Annotated in this window: 12 protein-coding genes; 5 read left to right on the top strand and 7 right to left on the bottom strand. The window is 65.2% G+C overall.

The window, feature by feature from the left end; translation table 11 throughout:
* Nucleotides 1-12 precede the first annotated feature (12 nt).
* Entirely contained in the window at nt 13-1,437 is a 1,425-nt protein-coding gene (locus AC5XE7_RS17785; RefSeq protein ID WP_495367012.1) for a polysaccharide biosynthesis/export family protein, read from the top strand.
* A gap of 21 nt (nt 1,438-1,458) precedes the next feature.
* Here the strand turns inward: AC5XE7_RS17785 and AC5XE7_RS17780 are convergent, their stop codons facing one another.
* On the bottom strand, nt 1,459-2,961 hold the full coding sequence (locus AC5XE7_RS17780) for a hypothetical protein (RefSeq protein ID WP_495917914.1): 1,503 nt from the start codon (nt 2,959-2,961) through the stop codon (nt 1,459-1,461).
* A 71-nt stretch (nt 2,962-3,032) separates the two neighbouring features.
* On the opposite strand from AC5XE7_RS17780, the gene AC5XE7_RS17775 reads away from it, so the two are divergent.
* Nucleotides 3,033-3,425: a hypothetical protein gene (locus AC5XE7_RS17775; protein WP_495367010.1), complete on the top strand. Its 393-nt coding sequence runs from the start codon at nt 3,033-3,035 to the stop codon at nt 3,423-3,425.
* Here AC5XE7_RS17775 and AC5XE7_RS17770 read toward each other — a convergent pair.
* Nucleotides 3,379-4,176 (bottom strand): sugar transferase, encoded by a 798-nt coding sequence (locus AC5XE7_RS17770; RefSeq protein ID WP_495367009.1) that lies wholly within the window; start codon nt 4,174-4,176, stop codon nt 3,379-3,381. The genes AC5XE7_RS17775 and AC5XE7_RS17770 overlap by 47 nt on opposite strands.
* Nucleotides 4,177-4,351: 175 nt before the next feature.
* Nucleotides 4,352-5,464 carry a glycosyltransferase family 4 protein gene (locus AC5XE7_RS17765; protein ID WP_495367008.1) on the bottom strand — a complete coding sequence of 371 codons (1,113 nt, stop codon included), beginning with the start codon at nt 5,462-5,464 and terminating at the stop codon, nt 4,352-4,354.
* 148 nt (nt 5,465-5,612) lie between these two features.
* On the opposite strand from AC5XE7_RS17765, the gene AC5XE7_RS17760 reads away from it, so the two are divergent.
* A complete protein-coding gene (locus AC5XE7_RS17760; RefSeq protein WP_495367007.1) occupies nt 5,613-6,818 on the top strand; it encodes a glycosyltransferase in 1,206 nt (401 codons plus the stop codon).
* Here AC5XE7_RS17760 and AC5XE7_RS17755 read toward each other — a convergent pair.
* The 4 genes from AC5XE7_RS17755 to AC5XE7_RS17740 form a co-directional block, all read right to left on the bottom strand.
* A complete protein-coding gene (locus tag AC5XE7_RS17755; RefSeq protein WP_495367006.1) occupies nt 6,716-7,879 on the bottom strand; it encodes a glycosyltransferase family 4 protein in 1,164 nt (387 codons plus the stop codon). The genes AC5XE7_RS17760 and AC5XE7_RS17755 overlap by 103 nt on opposite strands.
* A gap of 13 nt (nt 7,880-7,892) precedes the next feature.
* Nucleotides 7,893-9,719, bottom strand: a complete 1,827-nt coding sequence (locus AC5XE7_RS17750) for a GumC family protein (RefSeq protein ID WP_495367005.1) — start codon at nt 9,717-9,719, stop codon at nt 7,893-7,895.
* A 112-nt stretch (nt 9,720-9,831) separates the two neighbouring features.
* A complete protein-coding gene (locus AC5XE7_RS17745; RefSeq protein ID WP_495367004.1) occupies nt 9,832-12,201 on the bottom strand; it encodes an AGE family epimerase/isomerase in 2,370 nt (789 codons plus the stop codon).
* Between the two features lie 543 nt (nt 12,202-12,744).
* A complete protein-coding gene (locus tag AC5XE7_RS17740) occupies nt 12,745-14,100 on the bottom strand; it encodes an MFS transporter (protein ID WP_495367003.1) in 1,356 nt (451 codons plus the stop codon).
* Nucleotides 14,101-14,488: 388 nt separating this feature from the next.
* Between AC5XE7_RS17740 and AC5XE7_RS17735 the strand changes: the two genes are divergently transcribed.
* Nucleotides 14,489-16,291: a sensor histidine kinase gene (locus tag AC5XE7_RS17735; RefSeq protein WP_495917913.1), complete on the top strand. Its 1,803-nt coding sequence runs from the start codon at nt 14,489-14,491 to the stop codon at nt 16,289-16,291.
* On the top strand, nt 16,288-17,631 hold the full coding sequence (locus tag AC5XE7_RS17730; RefSeq protein WP_495367001.1) for a sigma-54-dependent transcriptional regulator: 1,344 nt from the start codon (nt 16,288-16,290) through the stop codon (nt 17,629-17,631). The genes AC5XE7_RS17735 and AC5XE7_RS17730 overlap by 4 nt, the downstream gene beginning before the upstream one ends.
* Nucleotides 17,632-17,789: the final 158 nt, after the last annotated feature.

Here is a 17,789-nt window from a genome sequence, read left to right as displayed (position 1 = left end):
TGAGAACGGCATATGCGCTTCACCTCATTTCCCTCACGCCCCCATCCGAAACGTCCGCATCGTGCGTCAGGCAAAGCGGTGGCGCGGCCCGGCATGATCCTGTCGATCTGCGTGGCATGCGCCGCCCTCGTGCTGGGCGTGGCCCCCGCACAGGGCGAGGAATACCGGCTCGGCGCGCAGGACAGGGTGCGCATCAAGGTGTTCGAATGGCGGGCGTCGCGTGACACCGTCTTTGAGTGGACGGCGCTCAACGATGTGTTCATCGTCAGTTCCTCGGGGGCGCTCTCGCTGCCGCTGGCAGGCGAGGTCAGCGCCGCCGGACGCACCACCGCCGAACTGGCCAGCGCCATAGGCGACAGCCTGGTGCGCAATATGGGGCTCGGCCGCAAGCCCGACACCGCCGTCGAGGTGGTGCAATATCGCCCCTTCTACATTCTGGGACAGGTCACGCAGTCCGGCGAGTTCGCCTATCGCCCCGGCCTCACCGTGATGCAGGCGCTTGGCATCGCCGGCGGAATACGGCTGCGCGAGGAGCGCATGGACCGCTATGAGCGCGAGATCATACAGGGTCAGGGCGAAGCGAAGCTGATCGGGCTCAACAAGATCAATCTGCTGGCGCGCAAGGCGCGGCTCGGGGCGGAGCTGGCGCAGGCAGCTTCCATCGACTTTCCGCCGCAACTTGTCGCGATCCGTGACGACGACGAGGTCGCCCTGCTGATGAAGCAGGAGGAATCGATTTTCAAGGCGCGCCGGGAAGGCATCGAGACGCAGGTGCGTGCCCTGAGGAATCTCCGCGATTTTCTGGAGAAGGAAGTGACGTCGCTCGGCGCGCAGCTCGTGTTTCTCGACAAGCAGGTGGAGCTTGTGCAGAAGGAGCTGGGCAGCGTAGCCTCTCTGGTGGAGCGCGGGCTCGCTGCCGCTCCCCGCGAACTCTCGCTCGAGCGCGCGCTGGCGCAAATACAAAGCGAACGGCTCGCCGCCGAAACCAGCCTGCTGCGCAGCCGGCAGGAAATCAGCCGCACCGAAATCCAGATCATCGAAATGCAGGACACGCGCCGCAACGAGATCACCAACGCGCTGCGCGACACGCAGATCGAGCTGGATTCGCTCGACCGCAAGGCCGAAACCACCGCGCGCCTGATCTTCGAATCGGAACTGGCAGCACCCAGACTGATGGCACGCCGCGCCAGCATGGAACAGGCCGAACCGATCTATACGATCTACCGGCCGGCTGCGGACGGAAGCATCATCGAAATCGCCGCGACCATGGCGAGCCCGGTGCTGCCGGGCGATACGGTGAAGGTGGAGATCCCGATGCCGCCGGAATATCTGAAGGCGATCGGCAGTCAGGCGGATGCACCTGAAACGACCCTCAACCCCGCGTCAGTGGAAATGGGTTCCGCCACCATCGCCGGCACCGGCTCCGCAGCGCGATAGAAAATGTCCTGACGCTTCCATTCATCGGTGCGCCGAAAGCTGTGGACCGGACCCGTCGAATGCGTGTCCGCGCGGCAGCGGCAGCGCCCATATTCTGGCAGAGCAGGCCATCACCACGGCCAGCGGCACGAAAAATCCCATTCCCGGATCGGCGAGGCCGCCGGCAAGCGAAGCAGCCAGCAGCGCAGCCAGGGCGCTGGCCCGCGCGCTGGCCATGATCGCATCGGCCTCGGCATCGACGGGCTGCCGCAGGCGGCCAGGCGGCCACAGGAGAGCTACCAAGAGCATGGCGATCAGGGTGCCGCCGACCACGCCAAGCTGTGACAGCACCGCGATCGGCCAGCTCGACGCGCGCGAGCTTCCAAGGCCGATGCCAAGCCCGTTCGTATCGAAGAAGGCCTGCATGCTCTTGTAGTTCCAGTAGGCGCGCTCCTGCCCGGAAGCCGAAGACATCTTGTGGGTCACCATCTGGTCGATCAGCCGCACTAGGGGCTCGAAGAACTGCGCATTGTAGAGGCTGACGGCCATGATCACGAGGCACAGCAGCGCCATCAGCACCACCAGCATCACATCCTGCAGGCCGGGCTTCGCCGATGCCAGCGAACGAAGCAGGGACAGCGCTACGGGAATTCCAAGCAGTGCCAGCCCGACATAGGCCGTGGTCGAAGTGGAGAGGAGAAGCAGCAGGAACAGTGCCACCGCGATTGCCGCCGCGAAACGGGAATTTGTCCTGCGCCAGTAGGTGTAGCTGAAGGCCAGCCCGGCCAGCGACACAGCCCCGAAGGCCGAAGCCTCGGCATAGGAGCCCGCGATCCGCCAGAAGCCTCCCTCAATGGTGAGGGTGAGCATCGCATAGCTGGCAGTGCGGATCGGGGCCAGCACATCCCCCGCCCCCGCCATCTTGCCGGCAAGATCCACCATGCCCATGAGCGTGTGCAGCCCGAACCAGAGAAAGAACCCCCGCCTGACGTCGACAAGAGTTTCCCGGCGCCTCAACAGCAGGCAAAGCGCCACGAACACAAGAATGCCAAGCGTGAAATAGGCGGTCTGGGTGACATTTGCGGAGGACGGACCGAGTGCGGTCTCGTAAACGCCCCGGCTGCTGCGCGATGCGATGAACACGCTGGTCTGGCCCGCAAACAGCCTTGGAAACAGGATTGCACCGATCAGCGCATGAAACATCAGCACCACGATCACGGAGGCTGCGCCGATACGGCTGAACACCGCCGCCAGTTCGCGCCAGATGCCCTTGCGCGCGACGGCTGTCGTCAGGAGCAGCGCCGCGAAGACCGTGTAGATCTGCGGCGAGGATCCGCCAAGCGCGGAGAGCGTTCCGATGGCCGTGGCCCCGAACGCAAGCGAGGCCATGAAGGCGACGATCATCGACCATCCCATGAGGCGTACGAAAACGATGATTGCCGCGCAGACGATCACCCCTGCGACCGAGGGCTGCATCGGCTCAGCCCGCACATGCCGCAATGCGGCGCCGGCCCGCGATGCGCGCGGCACCGAAAGCGACTTCACAGAAGGGAACGAGTCTGTTCTTCTTCGCAGCAGGCGGGTCGCGGTGCACAGGCAACGGGAAGGAGACCGGTGTGACCCTCGCACTCATCACGGCAGGCGCAGCAGGGCTTTTCATCGGCACGCGTTTTCTGGCGCCTGTCATCCTTGTCGCCACCCTCATCGTGGTCATGGTTTCGATCCTGACCGGCGTCCTTCTGGATTGGTCTCTCAAGCTCATCCTTTCCAGAACCCTTTACCTGATCCTGACATTGCAGGGATGCTACCTGATCGGCCTCGCCCTTACCGTGACGGGCCGTCGCCGGACAGATGCCGGAACCGTCCCTGAACATGCTTCCCGCCAGCCCGACCGGCTCCAGCCCGCACCGCCCCAGTCCGCCCCTCCCCAGCCTGACCCAGCGTCGCCCCGGGCATCCGGCCTCAGGAGGCCCGATCGAACCTCATCACTGCGCCGGCCGTCCGGATGAGGATCAGCAAATCCGTGTGCACCGACCAGTTGCGCACATAGTGCGCGTCGAGCAGCACCCGCCCGGTATAGTCCACCAGATTACGCCCGGTGACCTGCCACAGGCCGGTGAGGCCGGGTCTGGCATGCAGATAATCCTTCACATACGGGCCGTAGCGGTGCAGTTCCTCGGCAACGATCGGACGCGGTCCGACACAGCTCATGTCGCCGCGCAGGATATTGAACAGCTGCGGCAGTTCATCGAGGCTCGACTTGCGCAACAGGTTGCCGAGCACAGTCAGGCGCGGATCGCGCTTCAGCTTGCGCGCCTTGCGCCATTCCTCCGCCGCCTGCGGATCGGACGCCAGATGCGCCTGCAGGCGCTGCTCGGCATCGATCACCATGGTGCGGAATTTGTAGCATCGAAACGTGCTTCCGTTGAAGCCGACCCGCGGATGGGAAAACACGACAGGCCCCTTGCAGGTCAGCTTAATGAGCAGGGCAATCGCCAGCATCAGCGGCAGCGCCAGCATCAGCGCCGTGGCGGCAACCGCCACGTCGATAGCCCGCTTCGACCTGCCACCGAGCGGGCGCTGCCACAGATGGAGGGAGCCACCCGGCACGACCGCCGGTATGGAAACCGCCGTGCCCTGCGTCTCCAGCGGCCGATGCTGCTGAAAAGCTGAAGCCGAAACGCGCCTGCGGTCCAGGAACGACCGCCCTCGCCCCGGAAGCGCGCTGCTTCCGGCGTAGGATCTCTCTCTGATCGACATGCCAAAGACGCCCCTTGCCGCCTGCCTGTGCCTGCTTGTTGTTATGCAGGCAGCATGTCGAAAACAGCTGCTCACCCGCAAGCGGCTCAATAGTGGTAGCTGGCGAAGCGGGCAGCGGGCGGGTTACGACAAAATGCTGGCTTGGCTGTCCGGCCGGGTGTGCGGCACCCCGCCGTCAGAGCCCTTTGGCGACCCGGACGACCTCGCGCCACAAGGCATCGGCCGTTCTTTGCCAGGTGTATCGGGCCGCCATCGCCTGCCCGCGCGCCATCATCCCGGCGCGAAAGCGCGTATCGCTTTCGAAGCGCTGGATCGCCCGCGCCCATTCCTCGGGCGCATCCGGATCGGCGTAGGCCACGTCATCCCCAAGCACTTCCGGCATGCTGCCCAGCGGGCAGGTGATGACGGGCGCCCCCGAATTGAGCGCCTCGAGCTGGGTCATCGCGAAGCCCTCGGTCCGGGCCGGCTGGACGAACACCAGCGCATGGCGGTAGAGCGCACGCAGATCGGCGTCGCTGACGTCCGAAACGACGACGAGCCTGTCGCCGACGTCCTGCACCGCGCCGACCGCCTTGCGCAGGTCCGCCCTTGCGATCACCGCCAGCCTGAGAGGACTTGCCCTCATCCGGGCGAAGGCGCGGTAGATCACCTCGACATTCTTGTAGGCAAATGCGCTGCCCAGCATCAGCACATAGTTTTGCGGTTGCAGGCCGAACCTTGCGAGCACCGAACTATCCGTCCCGACCCGCAGGATGTGGTCGGCCCCGTTGTGGATGACGGCGATTTTCGAAGCCGGCGCGATGCCGAAGCGTTGCAGCATGCGGCTGGAAAATTCCGAAACCGTGATCACCCGGCGCGACAGGCGCCCGGCAAGCCGCATCAGCGGCCGGTGGGTGCGCAACTCCCCTCGCGGATAGGATTGCGGATAGAGGAACATCTGCGCATCGTGCAGGTAGGTCAGCATGCGCGGGTGATACAGCGGCGCCACATTGGCGAAGTTCACCAGCGTTCCCTTCCTCGCCATCAGGCCGAGATCGACCGGCTCCCAGAACTTGCCGCCAAGCACGTCCCGGCGCTGGATCGGGATCGCCCGCAGCGGCAGGGAGCGCACCGCATTTGCCGGACACAGCACCTCGACCGACATGCCCGCAAAGCGCTCGTCGCCGGCCAGCATCGCCGCATCCCAGCAGGCCAGAACCTCCTCGGCCACCCGCGAGGTCCCGGTGATGGGGCCGCGCAGGAAACGGCCGTTGACATACACCGTTGCGGACTTGCCACCCTCACCCATTGCATCGCCCCCCGGCAGTTACCGGCATCCATATCGGGATCATCCGGAAACGGTAGGCTATTGCCTCACGATCCGTTTGACACGTCAATGATTTCGGATTGAGATTTCGCTCACAATGCTCGGGAACGAGACGCCTCGGGAGGCACAGGTGGAGAAGCGGAATCTTGCTATCTTCTTCTTCGCAGGCTGTTTCAGCACCATGACCGACGGCTGCCATGTGCGCGCCTGTCAGGACATCGAGATGCTGCTTGCCCTTGGCTGGCGCGTGGCCGTCTATTCCTATCGCAACCATCACCAATGGCCATGGAACGCGAAAGGGATCGAGACCTTCCGCGCCCGTTTCCCCGGCGTCGACCTCGTGCTCGATGACTGGAACTGGAAACTGGCCTTCATCCAGAAGCTCAAGGGCCTCATCGCCTATCTGGGTAGCTGGCCCGCGACGCGCGCCCTGCGCACATGGCTGCCGATGCTGACGCCGGAATTCGACCGGCTCCAGCGCGATCCGGACCTGAAGCTGGCGCTTGTGAGCTATCCCTGGGGCATATCCCATCTCAACGGGAGCCCCGGCCCGCGCATGATCGTCGACACGCATGACCTTGCCGCACTGGAGCTGATCGGCGACAACCCGTCCGGGCAGCCGGACACGCGCTCCATGCTCGTCCTCAAGCGCGAGCTGTTCTATCTCGGGCAGGCCGACGAGATCTGGTCGATCTCCTACAGCGAAGGGCAGTTCCTGAAATCGCTTCTGGAAGGCGAGCGCGTGCGCATCGTGCCGCCGTCGTTGCGCAGCTGGAACGCGGCTGCGGCAACTGACGTGCCGCCCGTCTACGATCTCGTGTTCGTGGGCTCCAACAACCGCTGGAACGGGGATGCCATCAGCGGTTTCCTGAGCGCCTATGGCGGCTGGAACCTTCCGCTGAAGATCGCCATTGCCGGCAGCGTGTGCCGCGACAGGCGGTTGTCCGCGCAAAACGGGGTCGAGCTGCTCGGCTTCGTCGATGATCTTGCCGCCCTTTATGCGCAGGCCCGCGCCGCGATCTGCCCCGTCGAAGGAACCGGCACCAAGATCAAGCTCATCGAGGCGCTTTCGGCGGGACGCCCGGTCTTTGCCGCCCCCGGCGCCCTGAAAGGCCTGCTGCCCGGCTATGAAAACTGCGTCCTGCCGCTGGAGCGCCGGACCGTCGCGACCCTCCTTGGCGATCCGGCAGCGCTTGCTGCGGCACAGGCTGCGGCCCGGCATTATGCCCGCGCCTACAGCTTCGATCGCGTCGTCGCCGAGACCAGCCAAGGTCTGGCCGGCGACCCGGCACTGGCTGGCGCCAGCCCATCCATCCCCGCCATCAGTTCCAGATAGCGTTTTGCCGTTTCGTCCCAACGAAATTTCTCCGCCTGCCTGCGGCCGCGCTCGGTCAGCGTGCGCCGCAGCCCCGCATCGCCGGCCAGTTGCATGAAACGATCGAACCAGATGTCGGCACGGTCCGGCGGCGCATAAAGCACCGCATCGCCGCCGATCTCGGGAAGGCTGGCGCGGTCCGATGCCACCACGGGACAGCCCCGGGCCATCGCCTCAAGCATCGGCAGCCCGAACCCCTCGACGAGCGAAGGGAAGGCGAGGCACAGGCAATCACCGAGCAGCGCGGCAAGCTCATCGTCGCCGATCCTGCCAAGCCAGCCGATATTCGCCCCGGTCTGCTCCTGTGTCCGGCCGAAGACGCGGCCGTCCGAAAGCCCGACCACCGCGACCCGCAGGCCCGCCTTCGCAAGGCGATCGCTCATTCCAAGGACAAGATCGATGTTCTTGTGCGGAGCGCGGCTGCCCAGAAGCACGATGGTGCCGGCCCCGGCGGTGGAATGCGTGCGGATCGAATGACGCGGCACCCAGCGCAGCGCATGCTCGTAGCCGTCCGGTGCGATGGTAATCCTGTCCGCCCCGCACAGGCCGTAGCGCACCAGCTGCCCGGCCGAATAGCCGGAGACCGTGGTGACGTGCCGGACCCTTGCCGCAAGCGCCGGGATCAGCGTGCGGTAGAGCAGGCGAAACGGCAGCGAATAGCTTTGCGGACAGGCGCGCGTGTTGAGGTCGTGGATGCACAGGATCTGCCTGCGTGTCGCAAGAGGGCCGCTGTTGCACAGGCTGACGAGACCGTTCCTGACCTTCATCGGAAGCTCGACCTGCTCCCAGCCATGCCCGCCGAGGCGGCCGATGGCGCGGGTGCGGATCGCCGTGAGCGCCAGCTCATCCCGGATGACCGGTGGCACCAGCAACTCCACGTCAAGGCCACGGACCAGCGGATCGCCAGCCGCGATGCGGGCATCGAGCTCTTTTACGACCTCGCGCGCATAGCGCTGCACGCCTGTGACGGGCTGCGCCAGGAAGCGGCCGTTGATCACCCAATGCCGCACGCCCTTCATCATTCCGGTCCCTTCATCATGCCGGTCGCGGGACCGGCCGGCCGCTGGACCGGCGGCGCATGCGCAATCGGCCAAGGCGGCGCCTGTGCGCCAGCAGAACACCCAATATGGGAACGTTGGCGATGCGCAGGGTGCGGGCCAGATCGGCAAGCGAGTCCAGCGGCGTGCTGCCGCTTTCGGCCACCACCATGACGCCATCGAGAAGCGGGCAGACCAGCAGACCGTCGGCGCCGTGCTCATAAGCCGGCAGGTCGACGACGATCACCTTGTAGCGATCGAGCGTTCCGAGCAGATCCTGCATGTTGGCAGGCAGCGCGAGGCTTCCCGCGCCGCGCTCCTCATTCGCCATGAAGTCGAAACCCGCGGAGGGAATGGTCCGAACCGCGGCGTCGCCCGGAGGATGCGCACCGGCGGTCTGGCATTTCGGGTCGAAGCCGGAGAGCGGGCCCTGCAACGCCTTCGTCAGCGTCGATTGCGCATCCAGATCGATCAGCAGCGTCGGCACTCCCGATGCCGCGTAAAGTGCGGCAAGATTGCCGGCCACAGCGCTTTTCACCTGGCCGGGCAGTGCGGCGGTCACGCCGATGCAGAGCCTCGGCTTGCCGGAATCGGCCAGACTGATAACGGCCCTCGCCCCTCTCAGGCCCATGCTGAAGGGGGAATGCGGATGGCGTATCACCTCCTCGCAGAGTCCAGCGGCCTTGCGCAAACCGGAATGCGGCAGCTCGCCGGTGCAGACGAGCCCGAGCTCCTCGCCGATCTGGCGCGGCGTGCGCAGGGTGCGGTCCAGACTGTGGCGGACGAAGGCAACGCCGACCCCCAGCATGAGGCCGGCAAAGGCACCGAAGATCAGGGTGAGCCGCTTGCGTGGATGGCTCTGCACCATCGGCTGCACCGCCGGGGTGATGACGCGCGAATTGGCGATGAGGAAGGGTTGCTGGTTCACCGCGCTGGTGTAGGCGGCAAGAAGGCTCTCATACATCTTGCGGTAGGTTTCGGCTGCGACCTCGAGTTGCTCCAGCGTCGGTGCATCGGCGCGCGCGTCGCCGATCGGCGCTTCGTCCGGCCGGTCCACGCGATAGTCGTAGGTGGCGCGGAACTCCTGCGCGACCTGTGTCGCCTTGTTCATCTGGGCACCCGCCTCGTCGATGCGTTTTTCCAGCCATGCGACACCTTCGCGGGCGGAAGCCGCCCGGTTTTCCATCTGCTCGCGGACAAAGGCATCTGCCGTGGCATTGGCGATACGCGCGGCCAGCGCCGGATCCTGCGATTTGAAATGAATATCGATCGCATAGGACACGCCCACCCGCTGGACGTCGAGATTGGCGGCGAAGACTTCGGCCGCCTTCTGCTGCGGCGTCAGAGCCTCATCCTGTGCTTCGTCGACCCTTGCCGGACCGGGCCTGTACGGCGTTCCGGTTATCAGCGAACGCAGTTTTTCCAGCCTTTCCCCCAGACGCAAGCCGCCCATGTCCACGAAAGCCGGATTGTGCGCGAGGTCGAGTTCATCGATCACCATCATGGCGATCTTCTGCGAGCGCAGCAGCGCGAGCTGGCTTTCGATCTGGGCCGTATCGAGGGACAAATGCACCTCGACCATCTGCTGCTGCATGAACTGCGGTAGTTTCGGTTCGATCAGGATCTGGGTGCGGGCGGTGAAAATCCGGTCGGACGTCGCCAGATAGAGACTGGCTCCGACGACACCGACCAGCGCGCACAGCAGGATCGAGACGATGTACCTGCTGAAAAAAGACAGGATGTCCGACAGGTTGACGAACTCGGCGGAACCGCCGCTGCCTCGCCAGTCCCTGGCTGTCGCCGCTGCCCATTGCCGCTCCAGCATGGCTCCGCGCCCCCTGATTTCACCTGCCCTTCGCCTGCAAGCCTAGCGCCGCGTCCCGGCTGCGAAAACACGGCCAATCGAGGTAGGCAGGAACCCTTTTCCGAACATCAAATCAGGCGATCTCGCGCAGTGCAGGCTCCCGGGAAACGACGCGGACGCTCTCGTCGGCCGCTCTCGTCGTCCCGCTTTGACCGGAAACCGGCAACGGATGCACGAGCACGCCTTCGGTCTTGTCGAGATATTGCATCAGCGCCGTCACGAGATGGTAGAAGATGCTGGCCGGCACTTCATTGGCCACGGCCCTGCCCCGCTCGTCTATGCGGTCGATCCAGAAGCCGGTAGGGGCCGGGTCGATGTGCCAGCGGAACAGCCGCCCGACGCGGGCTTCGATCTCCGGCTTCAGGTCAGGCCCATCGGCGCGGTCGAGCGCGATGGCCGCCTTGATCGCCTCGGTCTGCGGCCAGCTTCGCGAGATCAGGTCGAGCGGCAGCCCGTCGCGCGAAACAGCTCCATAGGCCAGCCCGGTGGCGCGGTTCAGCCCGTTGGCCACCGCCGAAGCATAGAGCTTGCGTGCATAGGGAATGAGGTCGCTCTGCTTGCTGCGCGCCGCGAAATCGACCAGAAGCGAGGCCCACTCGAAATGGTGGCCCGGCTCGGTCCACAGTCCCTGCCCGCCTTGTGCCGGCTTCCATTCATTGTCGAAATATTCGCCGAGGGTCCAGCTTTCGGCATCGAAGAAATGCGTGCGGAACAGGTCGACGATGCGCGCTGCCCGGCGCAGATAGCTGCGCTCGCCGGTGACCTCGTGCCAGGCGAGAAACGCTTCCAGCATATGCATGTGCGGGTTGGAGCGCCGCAGGTCGGTGCCGTCGCAGGTTTCGAGGAACCCGGTCAGCCGCTCGTCCTCCAGATAGGACTCAACGAAGGCCATGGCTTCCTCGCCGCGCGCCAGCGCATCCCTGTTTCCGGCGCGATGGGCCCAGGCGAAGGCGAGAAGCACGCAGGCGTGGTCGTAGGCGTCCTCGCAAGGATCCGCGATGGAACCGTCGACATTGAGGGTGCGCGCCCAGCCGCCGCGTTCGGTGCGCCCCCGCTCCATGAAGGCCATACCATGCGAGATCAGTTCGTCAGCCGGTCCGTCCCATCCCCGTAACCTGGCGACGGAATAGGCATAGACCTGCCGCGCCATGGTGCGCATGCGTTTCGGCTTGCCGAGCGGCGTGCCATCGAAGGCGAAGGCCTCGTGAAAACCGCCATGGCGTTCATCCACGCCAGCCTTCGACCAGCGCGGCAGCGTTTCCTCGAGCAGCCAGTGCGCGACGCGCTCACGCCATGCACCGGGCAGCACCACGCGGTCATGGGCGGGCGTGAACTTCACCTCCAGCCGGCCCCATTTTTCAAGCTGCTCGACGACATGCCTGACGTTCTGGCTCTCAGCGACAGGAGCCACGAAGGTGGCATCGTCGGTTGACACCACCGCGACGTCCCTCAGCCCCACGACCGACAGCAGCCTGCCACTGCTGCGCAGATAGGAACGCTCGCAATCTATGGCGACGACGTCGCCGATCACGACATTGCCATGCTCGTCGGTGCGGCTGGCCTCCAGCAACGACTGCCACGAGCCCAGATCGCTCCAGCGGAAGCGCGCCGGCACCATGGCGATGTTGCACAGATGCTCCATGATCGCATAGTCGACCGAAATGGAGGGTATCGGCGCATAGGCGTCGAGCGGCAGCCAGGTTCCCGACAGATCACGCGCGGCAACGTCGAGCGCGTGTTCTGCCTGCAGCCAGATTTCACGATGATGCGTGAGGAACGCGGCGCGGATGATGCTTGCCCTGAACAGGAAAATGCCGGTGTTCCAGAAAAAATCCGATGTCGCCACATAGCGGCCTGCCGTTTCCGCATCCGGCTTTTCGACGAAACGCACCACACGGCGAACGCCCGGGCAGTCGAAGGCGTTTCCGGCCCGGTCCTGCCCGGCAAACACCTCGCCTGCCTCGATATAGCCGTAGCCGGTTTCCGGACGTGTCGGCTTCATGCCGAACACCACTACCTGCCCCGCCTGAGCCGCCGGAACGCCGGCTTCGACGCTCTCCCAGAAATCGAGATCGGTCGAGATGACGTGATCCGATGGCACGATGAGCACGATGCCGTCGCCATGGCTGTTGATGGTGTGCAGCGCCGCGATCGCCACAGCCGCGGCGGTGTTGCGACCGACAGGCTCGAAGATGGCGCCGCCACTGCCATAGTCGAGGCCGGCAAGATCGGTGCGGATGCGCGCCGCGTTGCGTTCGGCGGCAATGACGTGGATGGGCGTATGCCCTGCCTCGCGCGCCTGCAGCCGGCGCACCGTCTTCATCAGCATCGAGCCGTCGCCGGACAGATCGTGAAATTGCTTGGGATTGTCTTCCCGGGAGAGCGGCCACAGCCGCGACCCAACCCCGCCACTCATCACAAAGCACGAAATGCACTCGGCCATGGCCAGCTCCCCTTTGATCCATCTGCCTTGTGTCCCGCTTGCGTGAACGCGCGCCCGTCCTGCGCGTTTCACCCGCGAGCATCCGCCCCGACCCTGCCTGCAGACTTGCGCAACAGGGTTCCAGGAGCCGGACCATAGGCGATGTCGGAGGATGAGCCGATTAATCTGGATTAGCGACTGGCAATAAGTGTTAGCCTTCCCACGGAAGGCTTATCGGACAGCAAGGCAGGGGGCCGTGGCTGGTGGGATCAGGTCGGCGACACCATCAGATAGCCTGAGGGTGTAGGCACGGAAGTGCGTGTTCCAACGGTTATGCTGGAACCCTGCTCTTCATTTGAGCAAACTCATTGCCGCGGCTGTCATGCAGCATCCGTCATGAGCAGTCGGGCACGTGATGATGCCGCAGCGCAGACTATCAGTTTGAAACCGGGCATAGATGGCCGGCATTCACTGGACGATCGAGAACCTGCGCTGCGTATATCCTGTCTGATCAGCGTCTCCGCCCGGATGGGATCTGGCGGAAAAGCTTCAGTTCTGTGCCTGTCAGTCCTCCTTGATGGCGCTGTTCTTGGCTGTGTCGCTCATGAACACATAGACGACCAATGAGACGCCGATCATGGCCGTCACATACCAGTAAAAGCCCTGCTCCCAGCCGGAGCTCTTGAACTGCAGGGCGACGAACTCGGCCGTGCCGCCGAAGATCGTGTTGGCCAGCGCATAAGGAAGAGCGACGCCCAGCGCGCGGATATGGGCCGGGAACAGCTCGGCCTTCACCACCGCGTTGATCGAGGTGTAGCCGGTCACGATCACCAGAGCGGCCATGGCGAGCAGGCCGGCGGTGAAGGCGTCGGTCGTCACCTCCAGCGTGGAGAAGATCGGATAGGTGAAGAGCACGCCGCACACGCCGAAGAAGATCATCAGCGGCTTGCGTCCGATCCGGTCCGAGAGGGCGCCCGCCACCGGCTGCAGGCACATGAACACGAACAGCGTGATGGCGCTGATTTCGGACGCCTTGGCCTTGGTAAAGCCGGAGGTGTTGACGAGGAACTTCTGCATGTAGATCGAATAGGCATAGAAGGCGAGCGTGCCGCCGGCGGTCAGCAGCATGACCAGCGCGGTTTCCTTCGGGTGCTTGCTGATCAGTTCCCAGAAGCCGGATTTGGGTGCGTCCTTTGTCTGGGCAATATGGGCCTGCGCGTTCTTGAAGCTCTCGGTTTCGTCGAGGCCACGGCGCAGCCAGAACACCACCACGGCAAGACAGGCGCCGATGAAGAATGGAATGCGCCAGCCCCAGGAATTAAGCGCTTCATCGGTCATGCTGTTCTGAAGCACGATGAGCACCAGCAGCGCCAGAAGCTGGCCGGAAATCAGCGTGACATAGGCGAAGGAGGAGTAGAAGCCGCGACGGCTCTTGCCCGCCATTTCCGACAGGTAGGTCGCCGAGGCGCCATATTCGCCGCCGACCGACAGGCCCTGCATGAGCCGCGCGATCACCAGAAGGATCGGCGCCAGAATTCCGATGGCGTTGTAGTCCGGCGTCAGCGCGATGATGAGCGAGCCCGCGCACATCAGCGTCACCGAAAGCGCCAGCCCCGCCTTGCGGCCCTTGCGGTCGGAGTAGATGCCCATGATCCACGCACCGATCGGGCGCATGAGGAAACCGACGGCGAACACTGCCGCCGACGACAGCAGCTGGGCAGTCTGGTCTCCGGCCGGGAAGAAATGCGGGGCGAAATACAGAGCGAACGCGGCATAGACATACCAGTCGAACCACTCGACCAGATTGCCGGTGGAACCGCCGATGATGGCTTTCAGCCGGCTGCGGCGGTCGAGCCCTGAGGGCTTTGCCCGTTCGGGCGCCACACCTGCAACGGTGCTGTCATGGGGTAATGAAACCATTCTCTCTCCTCCTTGTGCCGTGCGTGGCGGCCATGGCCGCCTGCGCGGGTTGGATCTTGCCGGAAACCGGCCGCACAGCGCCCGTACTGGCGCTGGGCCGGAGCGCGCCTGCTGACAGGCCGGAAGCCGGTCATGCGCTGTTGCGACGGTGCCTGCCTGATGGCCGGCATGCCGATGACCACTTTTCATGCACTTTGCCGCACAAGGAGGCCAGCGGCAGCCTGTGAAAAGGGCAACCGCATGATAATGCTATACTTTCGGGGATGAGCGATTCAGATTCGCATGATTTTTTGCAGAAATCTGCATAGCCATTCCGGCATTTGTGCAATATTATGCACTGATGCGGAAAAGTGGTGAAATGCGCGGGCTCATATGGCGCCGGCTTGTTATGGCGGGCATTGTCGCCGCGCTGGCCGCCACCGTGTGGGCTGTAGCGGCGGATCTTGCCCGAAATCAGGCCATTGCGGCATTGAACGAGGAAGCGGCCCGGATCGCCCGGCAGCATCTGCGCCTGTTCGAGAGCGAGTTCGCCCGCTTCCGCGTGCTGCCGGTGGCGCTGGGCGAATATGGGGACGTTGCCGAGGCGCTCACGGCCGGAGTGGCGACAGACGGCTTCAATGAAGCGCAGGGCGCGGCACGGCGGCTCGACAGGAAACTCGCCCTGTTGTCGCGGGAGACCGGCACGCCGGTGATCTATGTCACCGATGCAGATGCGCTTGTCGTTTCCGCCTCCAATTACGACCAGCCGGACAGTTTCGTCGGCGAGAATTTCAGCTTCAGGCCCTATTTCACCGACGCGCTGACCAAGGGAAATGCGGAGTATCACGGCGCCGGCGCGATCAGCGGGCGACCGGGCCTGTTCTTCGCCCGGCGGATCGGAAGCGCTGCCGACCCTCTCGGCATCGTGGTGGTCAAGTTCGAGTTCGCGGCGCTGGCCGCATTGTGGGCGAACGATCCGGGGCGGGCGCTGCTGGTCGATCCCGAAGGCATCATCCTGACGTCGTCCGATGCTGCCGATGTCATGCGGGTTCTCTCGCCGCTGTCGGATGAGGCAAGGGCGAGGGTCGCGGAAAGCCGGCTCTATCCCGATGCGACGCTGGAGGTGGCCGAACTCGACTGGCCGGGAACCGGCGAGGCGCGCGGGCCGGATGGCGAAAGGCTGATCGTTGCCGAACTGCCGATACCCGGCACCCGGTTGCGGCTGTTGCAGATGCTGGATTCCGCGCCGGGGCTTGCCGCCGCGCGCGGGCGGGCGTGGGTGCTGGCCCTGCCGGCCTTCGCCGGGCTGATGGCGCTGGGCACGGCCATGTGGTGGTGGTTCACCCGCGCGGCGCGCGCTGCCGCCTACAGGCGCACGCTTGAAGAGGCCGTCACCGAGCGCACGCTGGCGCTGGAAGAGCAGATGGCCGAGCGCGAGCGGGCCGACCGGCGCTACCGCGATGCACGCGAGGAGCTGGCGCAGGCCAATCGCCTCGCTTCGCTGGGAACCATCACGGCGGGTCTGGTGCACGAGATCAACCAGCCGGTCGCCACCATCCGCACGCTGGCGGAAAACGCCCGCCACCATCTTCAGGCCGGGCGGCTCGACCGGGTCGGCGCCGGCCTCGATTCCGCGGTGGAGCTGACGGCGCGCATCGGGGCGATCACGCAGGAAATGCGCCAGTTCGCGCGCGGAGGCGGTGGCGAGGTGACGTCCGTTTCGCTGGACGAGGTGACGGCCGGCGCCCTGCTCCTGGTCGGCGACCGGATCCGCAAGCTCGGCGTCGAGCTGTCGCTGCCCCCATCGCTCGCCGCGTCGATTGCCTCGCCTCTGGGCCCGTCACTTGCGCCGTCGCTGGCCGAACATGGTCAGCCGGCCGTGCTGGCCAACCGTATCCGGCTGGAGCAGGTTCTGGTCAATGTCCTGCAGAATGCACTGGATGCGCTGGCCGAGCGTCCCGATCCGCGCATCGAGGTCACGGTCTCGCGCGCCGGCGACAGGCTCAATCTGACGGTTGCCGATAATGGCCCCGGCATCGCGCCGGAGCTGGCCGACCGGATCTTTGATCCCTTCGTCACCGGACGCTCCGGCGGGCTGGGGCTCGGGCTCGGCATCGCGCGCGACATCATGCGCGAGCTGGGCGGCGGGCTGGAACCCGCACCGTCGCCGCTGGGCGGCGCCGCCTTCGTGATCAGCATGAGGTGCGCATGACCACCGGCGCCGCAATGCGGATCCTTCTCGTCGACGACGACCTGCCATTCCGCACCGCGCTGGCCGACAGCTTCTCCATAGCCGGGCTGGAGATCGAGAGTTTCGGCGACGGCCAGTCGGCGCTGGAAAGCCTGTTTTCCGGCCAGTCCCCGCACGAGCTGCCGGCCGTCGTGGTGACGGACCTGCGCATGCCGCGCTTCGATGGCCATGCGCTTCTGGGCGCGGTGCTTTCGCGCGATCCGGAACTGCCGGTGGTGCTGATGACCGGGCATGGCGACATCGCCATGGCAGTGTCGGCGCTGAAGCAGGGTGCGTTCGACTTCATCGCCAAGCCCTTCCCCACCGATCACCTCATCGCCTCGGTGCGCCGGGCGATGGAGACGCGGCGGCTGGTGCTGGAGAACCGGCGCCTGCGGCAGGCGGTGGCCGAGGTCAGCGAAGGCTTTCCGCTGATCGGCGAGTCGTCCGCCATGCTGCGCCTGCGCGACACCATGCGACAGCTCGCCCGGGTGGAGGTGGATGTGCTGATCGAGGGCGAGACCGGCACCGGCAAGGCGCTTGTGGCGCGCCAGCTCCACCGCTGGAGCATGCGCAGCAACCGTCCGCTGGTCACCGTCGATTGCGCCGCCCTGCCGGAACAGATCGCCGACGAAGTGCTGTTCGGCACGCGCATCCATCGCGGCCAGATCGCCGAAGCCGACCGTGGCACGCTTTTCCTCGACGAGATCGACAGCCTCGCGCCCGCCTTGCAGGCACGGCTTCTCAGCGTGGTGCAGGACCGCGTCCTGCACGGCAATGGCGGGGTGTCGCCGCGCGAGGTGGACCTGCGCATCATCGCCGCCACCAAGGCCGACCTGCGTGCCGAGGTGGCGGCAGGCCACTTCCGCGCCGATCTGCTCTACCGGCTGGAGACGGTGCGGCTGCGCATTCCGCCGCTCACGGAAAGGCGCGAGGATCTGGGCGTGCTCCTGTCGATCTTCCTCGACGAAGCCGCCTCCTTCCATGATCGCCCCCGGCCGGTGCTCGATGCGCCAGTTCTGGACTGGCTGTTGCGGCACGACTGGCCGGGAAACGTGCGGGAGTTGCAGAATTACGCGGTGCAGCTCACGCTCGGCCTGCGGCAGGACGGGCGCGTGCCCACGGAGGCTGGCATAGCCGACATGGCTCTTTCGGCGCAGATGGACAGGTTCGAGGAAGGCCTGCTGCGCGATACGCTGGCCCGGCTGGGCGGCGATGTGTCGGCCGCCGCCGTGGCGCTGAAGCTTCCGCGGCGCAGCCTCTATGCACGACTGAACCGGCACGGCATCAACCCCGCCGCCTATCGCAAACAGAATGTATAGCCACGGCAGTTTTTGATCAGCTAGGCTCAGGACCTATTAATTTGGTTTGATCTGTGATTCACGGTCTTTGCTGAAGGAGGCCGTGATGGGTGATTTGTTTCTGCTGAGCGAGTGCCAGATGGCGCGCATATCGCCGTACTTCCCGTTGTGGCACGGGG

This window comes from Aquamicrobium sp. YD-1-mutant5, from assembly GCF_059509755.1.
Note: the sequence above shows the minus strand (reverse complement) of the source record. Positions and strands in the feature narration are given on the sequence as shown.